Raw genomic sequence first — 13783 nt, forward strand, 5'->3', positions numbered from 1 at the left:
GACCGGGGAGCCCCCGCTCAGCCGACATCCCTTACGCGTCGCGGCGGCGCAGTGCCGCCCGGCCCAGCAGCAGCGCGGCGCCCGCCCATCCGGCGAGCAGGAGCAGCCCGACGATGCTCGGGTACGGCTCGGTGTCGCCGGCCAGGAAGTGCCCGCCGGCCACGCCGGGGAACACGTCGGCGATCCGGTTCAGCACGTCGATGTCCGGCTGCTGCAACGACAACGGCACGATCATCAGGGTGGCGAGGAGCACGGTGAGGGTGAGCACCGCACTGCGTAGCGCGGCGCCGAGGCCCAGGGCGAGCACGCCGATCAGCGCCAGGTAGATCGCCACCGCCACGATGTCGCCGATCGTGCCGGCGGCCGGGGCGCTGCCCCACTCGCCGAGCACCGGCCGGGCGACCAGGGCACCGACACCGCCGAGCAGCAGGCCGAGGACGAAGGTGACAACGCCGGTCACCACGGCCTTGGCCAGCAGTACGCGGCCACGGGACGGGGTGCACTGCAACGTGGTGCGGATGGTGCCACTCGTGAACTCCGCGGTGATCGCGAGCAGGCCGAGCGCCAGCACCACGTACTGGGTCATCTCGACCGAGTCGATCAGCACGCTGCCGACGGTGACGATCCCCAGGTCGTCGGTCGGGTCGTCGTTGGTGTTGTCGTTGGCGACGTAGATGGCCAGTTGGCCGGCGCTCGCGAACATCACCAGCAGCCCGGCCAGCGCCGTCCACCAGGTGCTGCGCACCGAGGAGAGCTTGGTCCACTCGGCGGCCACCGCTCCCCGGAGGGTGGCCGGCGCGTCGGTGGCCGGCGTGCTGGCGGGGCGGGTGCCCGCGTCGGTCTGCGTGCTCATCGTTGCCCACCTTCGCTCGGACCGCCGGCGTACTCGACGCTGTCGGCGGTGAGTTCCATGAACGCCTGCTCCAGCGAGGCGGCGTGCGCGCTCAGCTCGTGCAGTCGTACCCCCAGCTCGTGGGCCAGGTCGCCGACCTGGTCGGCGCTGGTGCCGGTGACGGTCAGCTCGTTGCGGTCGGCCGCCTCGACGCTCGCCCCGGCGGCGGTGAGGCGCGCGGCGAGCGCGGCCAGGCCGTCCGGGTGCGGGCTGCGGACCCGGACCGCGACAGTGCTGCGGGCGATCACCTCGCCGATCGGCGCGTCGGCGAGCAGTCGCCCCCGGCCGATCACCACGAGCTGGTCGGCGGTGAGCTGCATCTCGCTCATCAGGTGGCTGGAGACGAAGACCGTCCTTCCCTCGTCGGCCAGCGAGCGCGTCAGCTGCCGCACCCAGCGCACCCCGTCCGGGTCGAGGCCGTTCACCGGTTCGTCGAACATCAGCACCGGCGGGTCACCGAGCAGCGCGCCGGCGATGCCGAGCCGTTGGCCCATGCCGAGCGAGAGCGCCCGCCCCGGCTTACCGGCGGCCCGTCCGTCCAGCCCGACGGTGTCCAGCACCTCGTCGACGCGGCGGATCGGGATGCCGTTGCTGCGCGCCATGGCCCGCAGGTGCGCCCGACCGGACCGGGCCGGGTGGATGGCCCGGGCGTCGAGCAACGCGCCCACCTCGTGCAGCGGCCGGCGCAACTCCCGGTACGCGCGCCCGCCGACCAGAGCCTGCCCGGCGGTGGGACGGTCCAGCCCGAGGATCATCCGCATGGTAGTGGACTTGCCAGCGCCGTTGGGGCCGAGGAAGCCGGTGACCCGGCCGGGCGCGATGTCGACGGTCAGGGCGTCGACAGCGACTGTCGACCCGAACCGTTTCGTCAACCCACGTAATGTGATCATGCGCTGACGCTAGGCGAGCAGCCTGCTGCCGCACCGCGCCCGAACGGCACCACGCACCCCTGACTTTCGTCAGGTCGGTGGCGGGTTGCTCACCGTACGTACTGCTCCAGCAGCGCCGGGGTGAGCCCGGCCCGGTGGATCGCCTTCAGCGCCGCGAGCAGGTCGTCCATCAGCGCCGGTCGGAAGTGCATCAGCAGCACGTCGCCAGGTTGGACCACCTTCTCCGGGGTCTGGTAGCGCACCTTCCCCTCGTGGACGGTCTCGGTCCAGTGGAAGACCGCCTTCGCGCCGCAGTCGTGCGCGGCCTTCAGCGTGGTGCTGTCATGCTCGCCGAACGGTGGCCGGAACAGGGTGGGCCGCTTGCCGAACAGCCCCTCCAACCTGTCGGCGGCACCGCAGATCTCCTGCTTCTGGTAGTCGTACGACCGGCCGGCCAGCGAGTTGTGCGTGATGGTGTGGTTCTCCACGACCCCACCCACCGCCTCGATCTGTCGGAAGTAGTCGGTGTGCTCCGCCGCCGCCGGAGAGTTGAGGAACATCGTCACCGGGATGCGCGCCTCCCAGATGAAGTCGATCACCCCCGGCGGGCGGGCCAGCCCACCGTCGTCGATGGTGATGAAGGCGACCTTCTGGTCGGTCGGCAGGCGATGCCAGAACGCTGCCGAACCGGTCGTGGGCAGCGCTACCGGTTGCGGCTGCGGCGCCTCGGGAAACGTCGGTACCTGGGACACGTACCAGGCCAGGCTCTTGAACGCCGGCTTCGCGGTCGGGGACGGCGAGGCCGAGGGGGTCGGCGCCGGTGCGGACGGAGTCGGCTGGGCCACGGTGATCTGCCGAGCGTGCGCCGGGTGACTGGGGCCGACTGTGCAGGCACTCAACGCCAGCAGGGCCAGAAGCGTTACGGCGGCAGGGATCCGACGGGTGGGGATGGCTGACACGCCCGGAAACATACCGAGCGGATGTCAGGATCCGGTCAGCCCGGTGACCCCGGGGGAGCGGCGGACCACGAACGCGTCCGGCATCCGGAAGGTGAGATTGTCCGGGCACCAGGGCGGACGGAGCACACTCACCCCGTCCAGCAGCGGCGCGGCCTCGGCCACCACCACGGCCGCCTCCATCCGGGCCAGCACGTCTCCGACGCAGCGGTGCGCGCCCGCCCCGAACGCCAGGTGTCGGCGTGATCCACGCTGGCCCGGACGGAACTCGTCGGGCGACTCCACGACCGCCGGGTCCCGACCGGCGCGGCCCAGCCACAGCACGAGGCTGCTGCCCGCCGGCACCTGCGTGCCGCCCAGCGTGCTCTCCGTCGTCGCCACCCGCCGCCAGGTGACGATCGGTGGTTCCAGCCGCAACCCCTCCTCCACCACGTCGGCCACCGCGACCTCGCCGGTGCGCAGGCCGGCCCGGACCACGGGCTCGTTGGCCAGCCGGTGCAGCAGCAGGGCGAGGAACTGCGAGGTGGTCTCCTGCCCGGCGACCAACAGGAAGAAGAGCGCGCCGACCACCACGTCCGGCGGGTGCCCGGCCGCGCGCAGCTCGGCGGCCAAACCGCCACCGACGGCCGCGAAGTCACGCAGTACCCGGTGGAACCGGCCCACCTCGGCGGCGAGCGCCACCTGCCGGTCGGCGTCCAGCGGTGCCCAGAACAACTCCAGCGCGGCGCGGGCGAACTCCTTGACCGCGCCGACCGGCGCGTCCGGCAACTCGACCAGCCGGGCCAGCACCAGCAGCGGCAGGTCGGCGGCGAGGTCCGCGTACAGGTCGACCGGCGTACCGGCGTCGAGCACGGCACCGATCCGGGCGACCCGGTCGCGGACCAGCGCGGTGAGCCAGGGCCGCTGCGCGGCCACCCGGGCGGGGTGCAACGCCTCCGCGACGATCGCCCGGATCTGCGGATGGCTGACGCCCGAGTTGTTCGCCAGGGTCGGCGGCAGCCGGAACCGGTGCCCGGCGAGCACCCGCAGCGCGGTCACCGGCATCGGTGTCACCGCGTCCAGCGCGTTGTCCGGCCGGTAGGTGACCGGGTCGGCGAGGACCTGGCGGACCAACGCGTGCCGGGTCACGACCAGGTGGGTGCCGCCGACGTGGTCCGGCACCCGGGCCACGTCCGGCCATGCGGGGTCGGCCACCTGCGCCCAGCTGCGGAACAGCACCCGGACACGCTAGCCGGAGGCCCCCGGCAGCCCGGCCCGCAGCCGCCAGACGGTGGTGCGCTTCACCCGCACACTCTCCAGCGCCTCCGGCACCGGCACGTCGTACCCGGCCACCTCGTCGAAGCGGTCCCGGGGCAGGAACGCCCGGCCGGGGTCCCCGACCAGCGCCGGCGCGCCGGCCCGGGCGGCGCGCAGCAGGAACCGCAGGACCCGGCGGGCCATCGCCTCGCTGTAGAAGACGTCTCCAGCGAGCACCACCTCGGCGTCCCCGGCGTCGCCGTCGAGGATGTCGCCGAACTCGGCGTCGACGCGTACCCCGTTGGCCTCGGCGTTGAGGGCGACCGCCGCCACCGCCAGCTCGTCCACCTCGACGGCCCGCACGGACGCCGCGCCGGCGCGGGCGGCGGCGATGGCCACCAGGCCGGAGCCGGAGGCGAGGTCGAGCACCCGCCGGCCGGCGACCAGCTCCGGGTGGTCGGTGACGTGGCGGGCGAGGGCCTGCCCGCCGGCCCAGGCGAACGCCCAGAACGGCGGCGGCCGGTCGCTGGAGAACTCGCCCTCGGTCAGCTCCCACAGGCCGATCGGCTCGTCCGCCTGGTGCAGCCGCACCTCGGGAACGAAGGGGACCGGGGCCAGCCGGGCGTGCAGCCGGACGAACGTGCTGGAGAGCTCGGACACGGCGTGATTCTCCCAGCGGCCCGACTCCCGGCGTGTCGCGGGGGAGCGGTGACCGGTTCACCACGGTCGGTGAAAAGCCACCCCGTCCTTGCCGTCCGGTGCGAACACACCCGTCTGGTCGGCGCGGCGCCCCGCTTCTAGCGTTGCGGGGTGGAGGCGACCGAACGGAGGACGGCGGTGGTGACGGTGTGGCGGTATGCGCTGAGGGCAGGGGTGGTGCTGGCCTGTCTGAGCGGGGTGGAGCTGGCGGCGGCTGCCCCGGCACAGGCGGCCTTCACCACCGAGATGAGCGGCCTGCCCGGACGGTTCACCGCCGGTGAGCAGGTGCGGACGATCTCCGCGGTGGTCTCCCAGACGGATCGGCGCGCCAGGTGCGCGAAGGTGCGCTGGTCGATGGTGCTCAGCGTGCAGGGGGGCCTTCGGCTCGACCAGGTGAAGATGGACCGGGTGGAGGAGACCGGCGACTTTCCGCTGGAGATCCGCACCGAGGGTGACGTGGCCCGGTTGACCGACCGGCAGCTCGACCCGGGCACGCTCTGCCCGGGACGCACGGTCACGGCCCGCTACCGGGTGGCCTTCGCCGAGGACGTCACCCAGGGGCGGGTCACGCTCGCCGCCGAGGCGTACGACGCCAACCTGCGCCTGCTGGCCCGGCAGACCGCCACCCGCTCGGTGGTGGGAGTGGGCGGCGCCACGACCAGTACGCCGAAGCCGACGGCGACCCCGCCGGAGCCCACCGAATCCGCGAGCGCGCCGGCCGAGGGCGAGAGTACGGCGACGGAGGAGGCGGCGGCGGAGTACCCGGCCGAGGCCGCGCCGCCGGCGGCCAACCGCCCGGTCTCGCAGTCCGGCGCGTTCGGCGTGGTGCAGGTCGCCTTCCTGCTCGGCGGGCTGCTGCTCTTCCTCGGGGTGGGGCTGCTGCTGCGGCTGCGGCACCTGACCCGGGCCGCGGCCGGGGACGCCGACGGGGGCGACGACCCCCCGGTGGACCGGCGCTGGGAGCGCCCGGCCGTCGCCGACCCCTGGCGTCGGGCGCATCGCTGATCGAGGCCGGCGCTGGGAACGGTCCGGCGGTAGCCGACCCCTGGCGTCGGGCGCCCCGCTGATCGAGGGCCGGCGCTGGGAACGGTCCGGCGGTAGCCGACCCCTGGCGTCGGGCGCACCGCTGATCGAGGGCCGGCGCTGGGAACGGTCCGGCGGTAGCCGACCCCTGGCGTCGGGCGCACCGCTGATCGAGGGCCGTGGGGCCGGCGGACATCCGCCGGCCCCACGGTGTCACTTCGAGAACGCCTGGAACTCGGCGATCCTGACCTGGCTCCGGGACGGGCTGGCGGTCGCGCAGTCCGTCGTCGTGGCCGGGTCGTCGTCCTGCTCGCCCGCGTAGCTCGGGCCACCGGTGCACTGGCTCGCCAGCACCTCGAGGCGCAGGTGGGTGGCGAGGGTGGTGGGCACCGCGAACGTCCGGAGGTTGATGTCGCGGCTGTACGCCCGGTACGCCCCGCCGGGGAACGCGTCCCCCGCGCTGGTGTAGATGCGCTGCCAACGCGTCGGATCCGCGCAGTCGGTGGTCGTCGCGTTGCAGGCGGACACCGCGAACGAGCGCAGAGCACTGAGCGCGTTCTGGGCGCCGGTGTCGGCGTCGCCGGTGATCGCCGGGCGCAGCATCGCGCTGACGTTCACCCGCTTGACCGTCTGCGGGGCGTCACCCGGCAGCGCCACGGTGAGCTGCCGGCCGGCGACCCCGTCCAGGGACGCCCAGTTCGTCGCCTCGGTGTCGTCGACGACCCGGTCCAGGTTGACCCCGTCGCCGGTGACGGTGGCGCCGGACGCGCTGGAGGCGAGGTTGCGGCTCAACCGCAGGTCGACGTACCCGTCCTGACCGGCCTTGGCGACCGTGCTGAGCCGCTGGTGCCCGAAGCCGGGGGCCACGGCGAGCAGGTCGTACGTGCCGGCCACCATCTCCACGGTGTCCGGGATCGGCGTCGCCGGATCGGTGTCGGCCACCGGCACGGCCCGTGCCTCGTACGTCCCCACGTACACCCGGATCGGCGCGTCGGCGCTGTCCCCGCGCGGGCGCAGGGTGAGCGTCGCGTTGCCACCGCGGGGAGAGGCGAAACTCGGCGTCGGGTCGGTGTCGCCGGCACCGTTGGTGGCGGCGTCCCGGCCCATCCCGGAGCGGGCGAACTCGGCCCAGATCAGGTCCTGGTTCGCGCCGCCGAAGCGGAGCAGGTCGGCGGTGAGCATGTTGTCGCGCATGTCGAGCATGCTGACCTGGCTGGCGGCCTGGAGCAGGAACGAGTCGAAGACCAGCTGTGACCAACGCCGGTTGCCCGGGCACTGGTCTGCCGCGACCTTGCCCAGCGCGCAGTCGAGCTGCCGTTGCGGGGTGCCGAGGCCGTACCGCTTCACCAGGGCGGAGCGGACCCGAAAGTTGGTGGCGCCCCAGATCTCCCCGTCGGCGTGTACGGCCGGGCCGGCGGTGTTGTAGCCGATGTCGGAGTAGTTGAGCGGGCTGCGGCTCAGGTCGTAGTTGCGGATGCCGCTGACCAGGTTGCCGGTGACGTAGCCGCCGGTGATGAAGGGCGTCTCGCCGGGCGCGCGCAGCCCGTGCTGGAAGAGGTACTCGGCGGCGAGCAGGTCGCCCCAGGACTCACCCATCGCCCCGCCCTGGTGGCCGCTGATCCCGCTGTCCGGGCCGGCGATCATTCGGTTGGTGATCGCGTGGGTGTACTCGTGACCGATCACCGTCATGTCGTAGTCGCCGTCCACGCACGGCGGGTACGGCCCGCCGGCCTGCGGCTGCCAGAGGTACATGTTGGTGGTCGGCGGCAACCCGTCGCGCGGGGTGCCCTGGTTGGCGTTGTTCCGGTTGCCGGTCAGCGCGCCCTGCTGGGCGCGGCCCTGCTCGGCGTCACCGCCCAGGCCCGACGGGGTGAGGTTGACCGCCTGGAGGTTCCACGCCGACTCGGTGAAGCCCAGCTGGTACGACCAGTCGTGCATCCGGTTGTGCATGGCGAAGAGGTTGGCGATCGACGCGTCCGCGTCGTTGCGCTGGGCGGAGGTGAACACCCCCGGGTTGCACCGGGCCTGGTGCCACTGGTCGGTGAAGGGGTACTCGTAGCGACGTTCCGGGCTGGTGGGGGCCGGCACGACCGGGGTGTTCGCACCCCAGGACAGCACCGTGTTGGCCGAGTTGCCGCGCGAGGTGAAGGTCGGCGTGCCGGTGGCCGCGTCGACGTCCCACGGTTGGCCGGTGGCCGGGTCACGGAAGGCGGCCTGGCAGCCGGGGGTCGGGTCGCCGCACCAGCGCACCCGGGGGTCCTGCCCGGGGCCGAGGTCGCGGGGCGGGGTGGCCGGGAAGACCGCCCAGCTCGGGTTGTCGGAGTCGAAGTCGACGAGGTCCTCGCGGACCAGCACCTGCCCGGTGCTGCCGTCCACGTAGCTGGTGAACGCGGCCGGGTGCTCGGTGTCCGCGCCGATCATGGTCACCTCGTAGGCGGCCCGTGGCCCGTCCAGCGGGGTGGGCACGGCCACCGACCGGATGGTGTGGCTGGCCACCGCGTCGGCGGTCAGCTTGGCGTCGGCGAGCGCGGCAGCGTACGCCTGCTCTGCGGTGCGGGTGGCCGGCGCCGGCGTGCCGGTGTTGCGGGCCAGCGAGGAGCTGACCGAGAGCACCGCGCCGTCGGCGACCGCGAGGGTGACGAGGCCGTCCGGCCCGGCGGGCAGGTCGCCGAAGCGTTGCCGGAGAGTGACCACGGTGCCGCTGCCGATGGGCCGGACCAGCACCCGTTCCATGCTGGCCACCGTGGCGGCGTCCATGCCGAACAGGTAGTGGTTGGCGGCCAGGTAGGCGCGGGCGGCGGCCTCCGGGTCGGCGGGCAGCCCGCTGGCCAGCGGAGTGCGGCCGGGGCCGAGCGCCTGCGGGGTGCCGAGCCGGTTCCACCGGACGTCGGGGTCGACGGCGCGGGCCAGGCCGCGTTGGCGGGCGTCGGGTGCCGCCGTACCGGTGCGATTGTCGGCGTCGGCGGGCGCGTGTCCCTCGGCGAACGGCCCGGACCGGCGCTCGGCGGACGCCGCGCCGCCGGTGGGGGCCGCGGTGCTCACACCGGTGGGGAGCAGCGCGGCGACCGTCGCCGTCGTCGCCAGGATGGCGATGAGCCGGCGTCGACGCCGGCTCATCGGGGGTGACCACTCCGGTTGTGGCACGGGACCTCCTCGTGGGAGCGGGATGGCCGGCGAGTCGCCGACCACAGATGCGCGGTGACGCATGCGCATCTGTGGATATCAGCCTCCCGAGGTCACGGCAAGGTCCCGAGCCGCTCTCACGCCAACAGATCGAGATTTGCTCAGTCGCTCGGCGCCCAGTCGGGGTCGCGGCCGAACGCGGCCAGTAGGTGGTCCTGCTCGTCGGCGTCGTCGGGCACCTGCACCCCGGTGTGGACCAGGTTGTTGCGCCGGTAGGCGTCGAGCTGGCCGGCGAACCACTGGGCGGCGGCGTGCACCGCGTCCGGGTCGAGCCGTGGCTGCGCGCCGATCGCCACCGCCACGTCCCAGCCGTGCACGAGGTGCTCGGCGAGGAGTTGCTGGAGGTACTCGGGGGCCGGGGTGTCGCCGCCGGAGAGGTGCACGGTGCGGTCGATGGTGCCGGGGTGGGTGGCGGCGATCTCGGCCTGCGCGGCGGCCTCCCGGGCCGTCGCGATCGGGTCGGCGCCGAGCTGGTCACCGTCGAGCCGGTTGCCGACCTCGTCGATGGTCCGGCCGGCGAGCAGCGGAACGCTCCACCGGTCCTCGGTCACCACGTGGTTGACCAGCGTGCGGACGTCCCAGTCCGAGCAGGGTGTCGGGTCGGACCACTGGCCGGGCTCGATCTGGTCGACCCGGTCGATGAATTCGGCCAGGCTCCGGCGGTACGCCTCCAGTAGATCCATGCTGCCGATTGTTCCGGTCGGCGGGGCGGGCCGAGTCCGTTTTGCCCGGCCTGGTGTGGGGGATTGGTGCTGCTTGCCCAGCTCAGTCCAGGTCGGCCGGGTCCAGGCCGAGCTCCCGGGCGGTGACCAGCCGGACCCACTCGCCGAACTGCCGGCGGGAGATCACCCGGTCGTGCACGGCGAGTTGGACGGCGAGGCCGTCCATCACCGCGCTGATCCGCCAGGCGGCTCCGTCGGCGTCGGCGCACTGGAAGGTGCCGTCGGCCACCCCGGCGGTGATCACCGCCGCCAGGTCCTGCCGCCAGCGCAGGTCGAGCCGGCGGGAGACCTTCTCCAACTCGGGGGTACGCAGCGACTCGGACCAGCCGTCGATCCACATCGACCAGGAGGTCGCCCGCCCGGCGGGCGTGTAGAGCTTGAGGATCCGGCGGAGCTTGGTCAGCGGTGCGGCCGAGGAGCGGGTGACCGTGTCCAGCCGGGCCAGGTCCTGCTCGACCGCGTAGGCGAAGGCCTGCGCGAGCAGCCGCTCCTTGGTGGCGAAGTGGTAGAAAACCAACGCCTGACTCACGCCCGCGGCATTCGCCACGTCCGCCGTCCGGGTGTTGGCCAGACCGCGCTCCACGATCACGTCGCAGGCGGTGCGCAGCAGGGCATCCAGGCGGATCTCGGCCGCACGTCTCGTCACGACCGTTACCGTAGCCCATCCGAGTGAACACGAACAGTTACCACCACGTGCTGATCCACGCGGTGTCAGTCGGAAGCCGGACACTTCTTTCGGGTGTCGTCGGTCGTTCCACGGAGAGTGTTCGTCGAGGTCCGCTGCCCAGTGTCGGGTCGCGGAGACGTCGATGGTCGGGCATGCGACGCGATGATGACGATCATTGCCGAGGAATGTCGGAGTGTGACGGTCCGTGCTGGAGCCAGGTACCAGGTCAGCCCCCTAGGAAGCCCGCCAAGGGTGGCTCCGGTCCAGCCCCAGCCACCCTTGACGCGCCGAGGCGACCCCGAGTTGGCAGTCCAACACCCGCTCGGCTAAAGTTCTCATCCGTCACCCGGGAACGTCCGGGGGCGTGCGGACGTAGCGCAGCTGGTAGCGCATCACCTTGCCAAGGTGAGGGTCGCGGGTTCGAATCCCGTCGTCCGCTCGGAGCTGCCGCCACGCATGACGGGGGCAACCTCGGTGGGGTGGCCGAGAGGCGAGGCAACGGCCTGCAAAGCCGTGTACGCGGGTTCAAATCCCGTCCCCACCTCGGCAACAAGCACGGGCGATTGGCGCAGTGGGAGCGCGCTTCCTTGACACGGAAGAGGTCACTGGTTCAAACCCAGTATCGCCCACCAAGAGAACGGCTCGTTACCGGGAAGCCCGGTGACGAGCCGTTTCGCCTGTGGCGCCACGGTCATCAGTCGACGCTGAGCCGGTAGCCGATGCCCCGCACGGTGTGCACGCGCAGGGCGTCGTCGACGGCGTGCAGCTTGCGACGTAACCGCTTCACGGCCGAGTGCAGGGTCGACGTGTCGCCGAGGAACGCGCAGCCCCAGACCGATTCGAAGAGTCGCTGGTACGTCCAGACTCCGACCGGTGCGGTGGCGAGCTGGGTGAGCAGGTTGCGCTCGAGTCGGGTCAGGGCCAGCGGTTCTCCGCGCCACGTCACCCGATGGTCGAGCGGGTCGATGGTGAGGTCACCGAGGTTGATCTGGCCGGCCACGGCCACGGCTGGAGCGGCTGCGGCAGCGGCCGGAGCGGGGGCGGACGCCGTGGTGGGGATGGGGAGTCGCGCCGGCCCGCTGATGACCGGCCCGCCGATCATCGCCTGCAACTCCGCGAGGTCGGTGCAGATCACCAGGGTGCCGAGACCGTCCAGGCGCCGCACCATCCGCTCGCGCACCGACACGTCGGCGGTCACGCAGAACACGAGGGACACATCGTCGATCACTGTCGTACCTCCCCAGGCGCCAGTAAAAGACAACGCTGTCTGAACCCCGTAGTCAATGGTTTCCGGCGGGCGGCCGCCCGTGATCCACTCGAGCTCGCCGGGCCGTGCGCTCGCTTTCAGAAGGTCAACAGGCGGAACTCGCCCACCGGCCGGAAGCCGAGGCCGCTGTAGACCGACTCGCCGACGGCCGACGAGGTGAGGGCGGCGGTCCGGGCACCGCGCTCAACGGCCAGCTCGAGGGCGGCCCTGGTCATGGCCGCGCCGATGCCCCTGCGGCGCTGCTCCGGCTGGGTGCCGACGAAGTAGAGGGTGACCAGACCGTGGCTGATCCAGGCGACGGCCGTCGCGACCACCCGGCCGTCCTCGAGGCGACCGGCCAGCCGGAGCACGGTGCCGTCGCCGGTGAACGCCTTCTCTCGTTCGATCGTCGCCGCCACGCCATCCGCCGGGATTCCGGACACCCTGGCATAGGCCGGGACGAACGTGGCGAGGTCGGTGGTCTCGGCGATCCGCAAGCCGGCCGGAGTCGGCACGTCGGCCACCGCCCCGATCCCCACTGTCATGATCGGCATGCGGGCGACCTGTACCGCGCCGAGGGAGACCAGGCCGTCCGCGGTGCCGGCGTCGCTGTCCGGGCCAACCCACCAGATCCGGGGTACGCCGTGCAGGCGCTTGCGGGCCTCGGTGAGCGCGTCCTGCGGTGTGCGCCCGGCCACCCGCAGCACGCCGTTGAGGGGTGCGTGCGGCACGTCACTGCGGTAGGTCGGGAGGTCCGGGCCCCCGGCGACGCCGATGTTCCAACCGAGCAGGTACGCCCGGTGCGCGGCCAGCACCGCGTCGAGAGACTCCATGATCTGGATCGTAACGCGGGGGTCGGTACCCCTCTCGGCCAGCGGAAACGGCTCGTTTCGGCGGCTGTGACCGGCGGTACTTTGTCGATCGTTCCAGATAGCGGGTAGCGTTCAGCCATGGCCCGTACCCGTGAGTTCGACCTCGACGCCGCGGTCGACGCTGCCATGGACGTGTTCCGGAGCAAGGGCTACGAGGGCACCTCCATGCGGGACCTCTCCGAGGCGACCGGCCTGGGCAGCGGCTCGATCTACGCCGCGTTCGGCAGCAAGGACGGCCTCTACCTGGCGGTGCTCGACCTGTACCGGCAGCGCTACGCCACACCGATGGTCGATCTGCTGCGCTCGGGCAACGACGCGCGAGCGGTCATCCGTGAGGTGTTCATCGGCACCGTGGACGACATCACCGGCGACGGCCGGCACCTTTCCTGCCTCATCGTCGGGGCGTCGATGGAACGGGCGCACCAGGACGTGCGGGTCGCCGAGCGGCTTCGCTCGACCACCCAGTCCCTGGAGTTGGCGCTCTACGACCTGCTCGCCGAGGCACAGTTGCGGGGTCAGATCGCCACCGACCGCAGCGCCACCGACCTGGCCGGCTTCCTGGTGACCAGCCTCCAGGGCCTGCGGGTGATGGGCGCCATCAACCCGGACCGGGCGGCGCTGACGAGGTACGCCGAGGTCGCGCTCACCTGCCTGGACTAGCGTGTACCGCGCGTTCTCGCGGCGATCGCTGGCAGTTCAGCGACTCGACACGCCGAACGCATCCCTCCTGCGCTGCCACCGATCGCGTTGCTGGCGGGCCGGCCGCCTTCGGCGAGGCGGCCGGCCCGGAATCACGTTGATCTGGCGGCTCCGCCAGCGATGGAAGTGGTCGTGTCACAGCGGCGGAGCGATGTCCCGCCGCTCCTCGACCTGGCGGTACTCCACCGGCTGCTCGGTGGTGGTGACGACCTGGCGGCGGCGACCCCAGATCAGCGTGGTCATGATCAGGCCGAGCACGCCGGCGCCCATCAGGATCCAGCCGACCACGTCGAGGTTGATGCCGCCGACGCTCGCGTCCAGTGCGAAGGTGAGGATCGCGCCGAGCGCGATCAGGAAGATGCTGGTGCCGATACCCACGACAGCCTCCTTAAGGGGGTGTGGTGCGCTGTCGAGCCCTTAACTACCCCGGCAGGGACCAGCGCAACCGCGACCGGCCAGGGTGCCGCGCCAAGCGATCTTGGCATCGGGTAGAGTTCACCTGTCACCGGCGCTTGTCGGGGACGTGCGGACGTAGCGCAGCTGGTAGCGCATCACCTTGCCAAGGTGAGGGTCGCGGGTTCGAATCCCGTCGTCCGCTCGCGATGCGCCCCACGGGGCCGCCACGGGCGATTGGCGCAGTGGGAGCGCGCTTCCTTGACACGGAAGAGGTCACTGGTTCAAACCCAGTATCGCCCACCATCTATGCAGCAGATCAGATG

Annotated in this window: 13 protein-coding genes and 5 tRNA genes; 7 read left to right on the plus strand and 11 right to left on the minus strand. The window is 72.4% G+C overall.

The features are described 5' to 3' along the window. Positions 1 to 31 precede the first annotated feature (31 nt). From ACQRWP_RS03105 to ACQRWP_RS03125, 5 genes are all read right to left on the minus strand, one after another. Positions 32 to 853, minus strand: coding sequence for an ABC transporter permease subunit (locus tag ACQRWP_RS03105; protein ID WP_430500704.1), 822 nt, complete (start codon positions 851 to 853; stop codon positions 32 to 34). Continuing rightward, a complete protein-coding gene (locus tag ACQRWP_RS03110; RefSeq protein WP_430500705.1) occupies positions 850 to 1782 on the minus strand; it encodes an ABC transporter ATP-binding protein in 933 nt (310 codons plus the stop codon). The genes ACQRWP_RS03105 and ACQRWP_RS03110 overlap by 4 nt, the downstream gene beginning before the upstream one ends. 89 nt (positions 1783 to 1871) lie before the next feature. Next, positions 1872 to 2720, minus strand: a complete 849-nt coding sequence (locus tag ACQRWP_RS03115) for a polysaccharide deacetylase family protein (RefSeq protein ID WP_430500706.1) — start codon at positions 2718 to 2720, stop codon at positions 1872 to 1874. Between the two features lie 24 nt (positions 2721 to 2744). Continuing rightward, positions 2745 to 3935 (minus strand): cytochrome P450, encoded by a 1191-nt coding sequence (locus ACQRWP_RS03120; RefSeq protein WP_430500707.1) that lies wholly within the window; start codon positions 3933 to 3935, stop codon positions 2745 to 2747. Between the two features lie 9 nt (positions 3936 to 3944). After that, positions 3945 to 4613, minus strand: coding sequence for a class I SAM-dependent methyltransferase (locus ACQRWP_RS03125; RefSeq protein ID WP_091400752.1), 669 nt, complete (start codon positions 4611 to 4613; stop codon positions 3945 to 3947). Positions 4614 to 4763: 150 nt separating this feature from the next. On the opposite strand from ACQRWP_RS03125, the gene ACQRWP_RS03130 reads away from it, so the two are divergent. Beyond that, the gene (locus ACQRWP_RS03130) at positions 4764 to 5657 is read left to right on the plus strand and encodes a hypothetical protein (RefSeq protein ID WP_430500708.1); all 894 of its coding nucleotides are present in this window, start codon (positions 4764 to 4766) and stop codon (positions 5655 to 5657) included. A 231-nt stretch (positions 5658 to 5888) separates the two neighbouring features. On the opposite strand, the gene ACQRWP_RS03135 is transcribed toward ACQRWP_RS03130, so the two are convergent. The 3 genes from ACQRWP_RS03135 to ACQRWP_RS03145 all read right to left on the minus strand — a co-directional run bounded on the left by ACQRWP_RS03135 (position 5889) and on the right by ACQRWP_RS03145 (position 10226). After that, on the minus strand, positions 5889 to 8819 hold the full coding sequence (locus tag ACQRWP_RS03135) for a M36 family metallopeptidase (protein WP_430500709.1): 2931 nt from the start codon (positions 8817 to 8819) through the stop codon (positions 5889 to 5891). Positions 8820 to 8959: 140 nt separating this feature from the next. Then, the gene (locus ACQRWP_RS03140; protein WP_430500710.1) at positions 8960 to 9541 is read right to left on the minus strand and encodes a TIGR03086 family metal-binding protein; all 582 of its coding nucleotides are present in this window, start codon (positions 9539 to 9541) and stop codon (positions 8960 to 8962) included. Between the two features lie 82 nt (positions 9542 to 9623). Further along, on the minus strand, positions 9624 to 10226 hold the full coding sequence (locus ACQRWP_RS03145) for a TetR/AcrR family transcriptional regulator (RefSeq protein WP_430500711.1): 603 nt from the start codon (positions 10224 to 10226) through the stop codon (positions 9624 to 9626). A gap of 387 nt (positions 10227 to 10613) precedes the next feature. On the opposite strand from ACQRWP_RS03145, the gene ACQRWP_RS03150 reads away from it, so the two are divergent. From ACQRWP_RS03150 to ACQRWP_RS03160, 3 genes are all read left to right on the plus strand, one after another. Further along, a tRNA-Gly gene (locus tag ACQRWP_RS03150) sits at positions 10614 to 10686 on the plus strand. Positions 10687 to 10720: 34 nt separating this feature from the next. After that, positions 10721 to 10791, plus strand: a tRNA-Cys gene (locus tag ACQRWP_RS03155). A 13-nt stretch (positions 10792 to 10804) separates the two neighbouring features. After that, positions 10805 to 10879: transfer RNA gene (locus ACQRWP_RS03160), tRNA-Val, on the plus strand. Between the two features lie 62 nt (positions 10880 to 10941). Here the strand turns inward: ACQRWP_RS03160 and ACQRWP_RS03165 are convergent. Both ACQRWP_RS03165 and ACQRWP_RS03170 read right to left on the minus strand, forming a co-directional pair. Next, positions 10942 to 11415, minus strand: a complete 474-nt coding sequence (locus ACQRWP_RS03165; protein ID WP_430503394.1) for a winged helix-turn-helix domain-containing protein — start codon at positions 11413 to 11415, stop codon at positions 10942 to 10944. Positions 11416 to 11591: 176 nt separating this feature from the next. Further along, a complete protein-coding gene (locus ACQRWP_RS03170; protein WP_430500712.1) occupies positions 11592 to 12326 on the minus strand; it encodes a GNAT family N-acetyltransferase in 735 nt (244 codons plus the stop codon). 117 nt (positions 12327 to 12443) lie between these two features. Between ACQRWP_RS03170 and ACQRWP_RS03175 the strand changes: the two genes are divergently transcribed. Further along, positions 12444 to 13025: a TetR/AcrR family transcriptional regulator gene (locus tag ACQRWP_RS03175; protein ID WP_430500713.1), complete on the plus strand. Its 582-nt coding sequence runs from the start codon at positions 12444 to 12446 to the stop codon at positions 13023 to 13025. 174 nt (positions 13026 to 13199) lie between these two features. Here ACQRWP_RS03175 and ACQRWP_RS03180 read toward each other — a convergent pair whose 3' ends face one another. Next, positions 13200 to 13442 carry a DUF6458 family protein gene (locus ACQRWP_RS03180; protein WP_091400768.1) on the minus strand — a complete coding sequence of 81 codons (243 nt, stop codon included), beginning with the start codon at positions 13440 to 13442 and terminating at the stop codon, positions 13200 to 13202. Between the two features lie 147 nt (positions 13443 to 13589). Between ACQRWP_RS03180 and ACQRWP_RS03185 the strand changes: the two genes are divergently transcribed. After that, positions 13590 to 13662, plus strand: a tRNA-Gly gene (locus ACQRWP_RS03185). A 26-nt stretch (positions 13663 to 13688) separates the two neighbouring features. Beyond that, positions 13689 to 13763: transfer RNA gene (locus tag ACQRWP_RS03190), tRNA-Val, on the plus strand. Positions 13764 to 13783: the final 20 nt, after the last annotated feature.

Origin of the sequence: Micromonospora trifolii (genome assembly GCF_050516465.1) — a bacterium.
GTDB lineage: Bacteria > Actinomycetota > Actinomycetes > Mycobacteriales > Micromonosporaceae > Micromonospora > Micromonospora trifolii.

Excerpts from the sequence above, each read along its gene's own strand:
- ACQRWP_RS03165 (WP_430503394.1), bottom strand. The coding sequence starts at position 11,415 with ATGGTGCGGCGCCTGGACGGTCTCGGCACCCTGGTGATCTGCACCGAC.
- ACQRWP_RS03175 (WP_430500713.1), top strand. The coding sequence starts at position 12,444 with ATGGCCCGTACCCGTGAGTTCGACCTCGACGCCGCGGTCGACGCTGCC.
- ACQRWP_RS03140 (WP_430500710.1), bottom strand. The coding sequence starts at position 9,541 with ATGGATCTACTGGAGGCGTACCGCCGGAGCCTGGCCGAATTCATCGAC.
- ACQRWP_RS03170 (WP_430500712.1), bottom strand. The coding sequence starts at position 12,326 with ATGGAGTCTCTCGACGCGGTGCTGGCCGCGCACCGGGCGTACCTGCTC.
- ACQRWP_RS03110 (WP_430500705.1), bottom strand. The coding sequence starts at position 1,782 with ATGATCACATTACGTGGGTTGACGAAACGGTTCGGGTCGACAGTCGCT.
- ACQRWP_RS03105 (WP_430500704.1), bottom strand. The coding sequence starts at position 853 with ATGAGCACGCAGACCGACGCGGGCACCCGCCCCGCCAGCACGCCGGCC.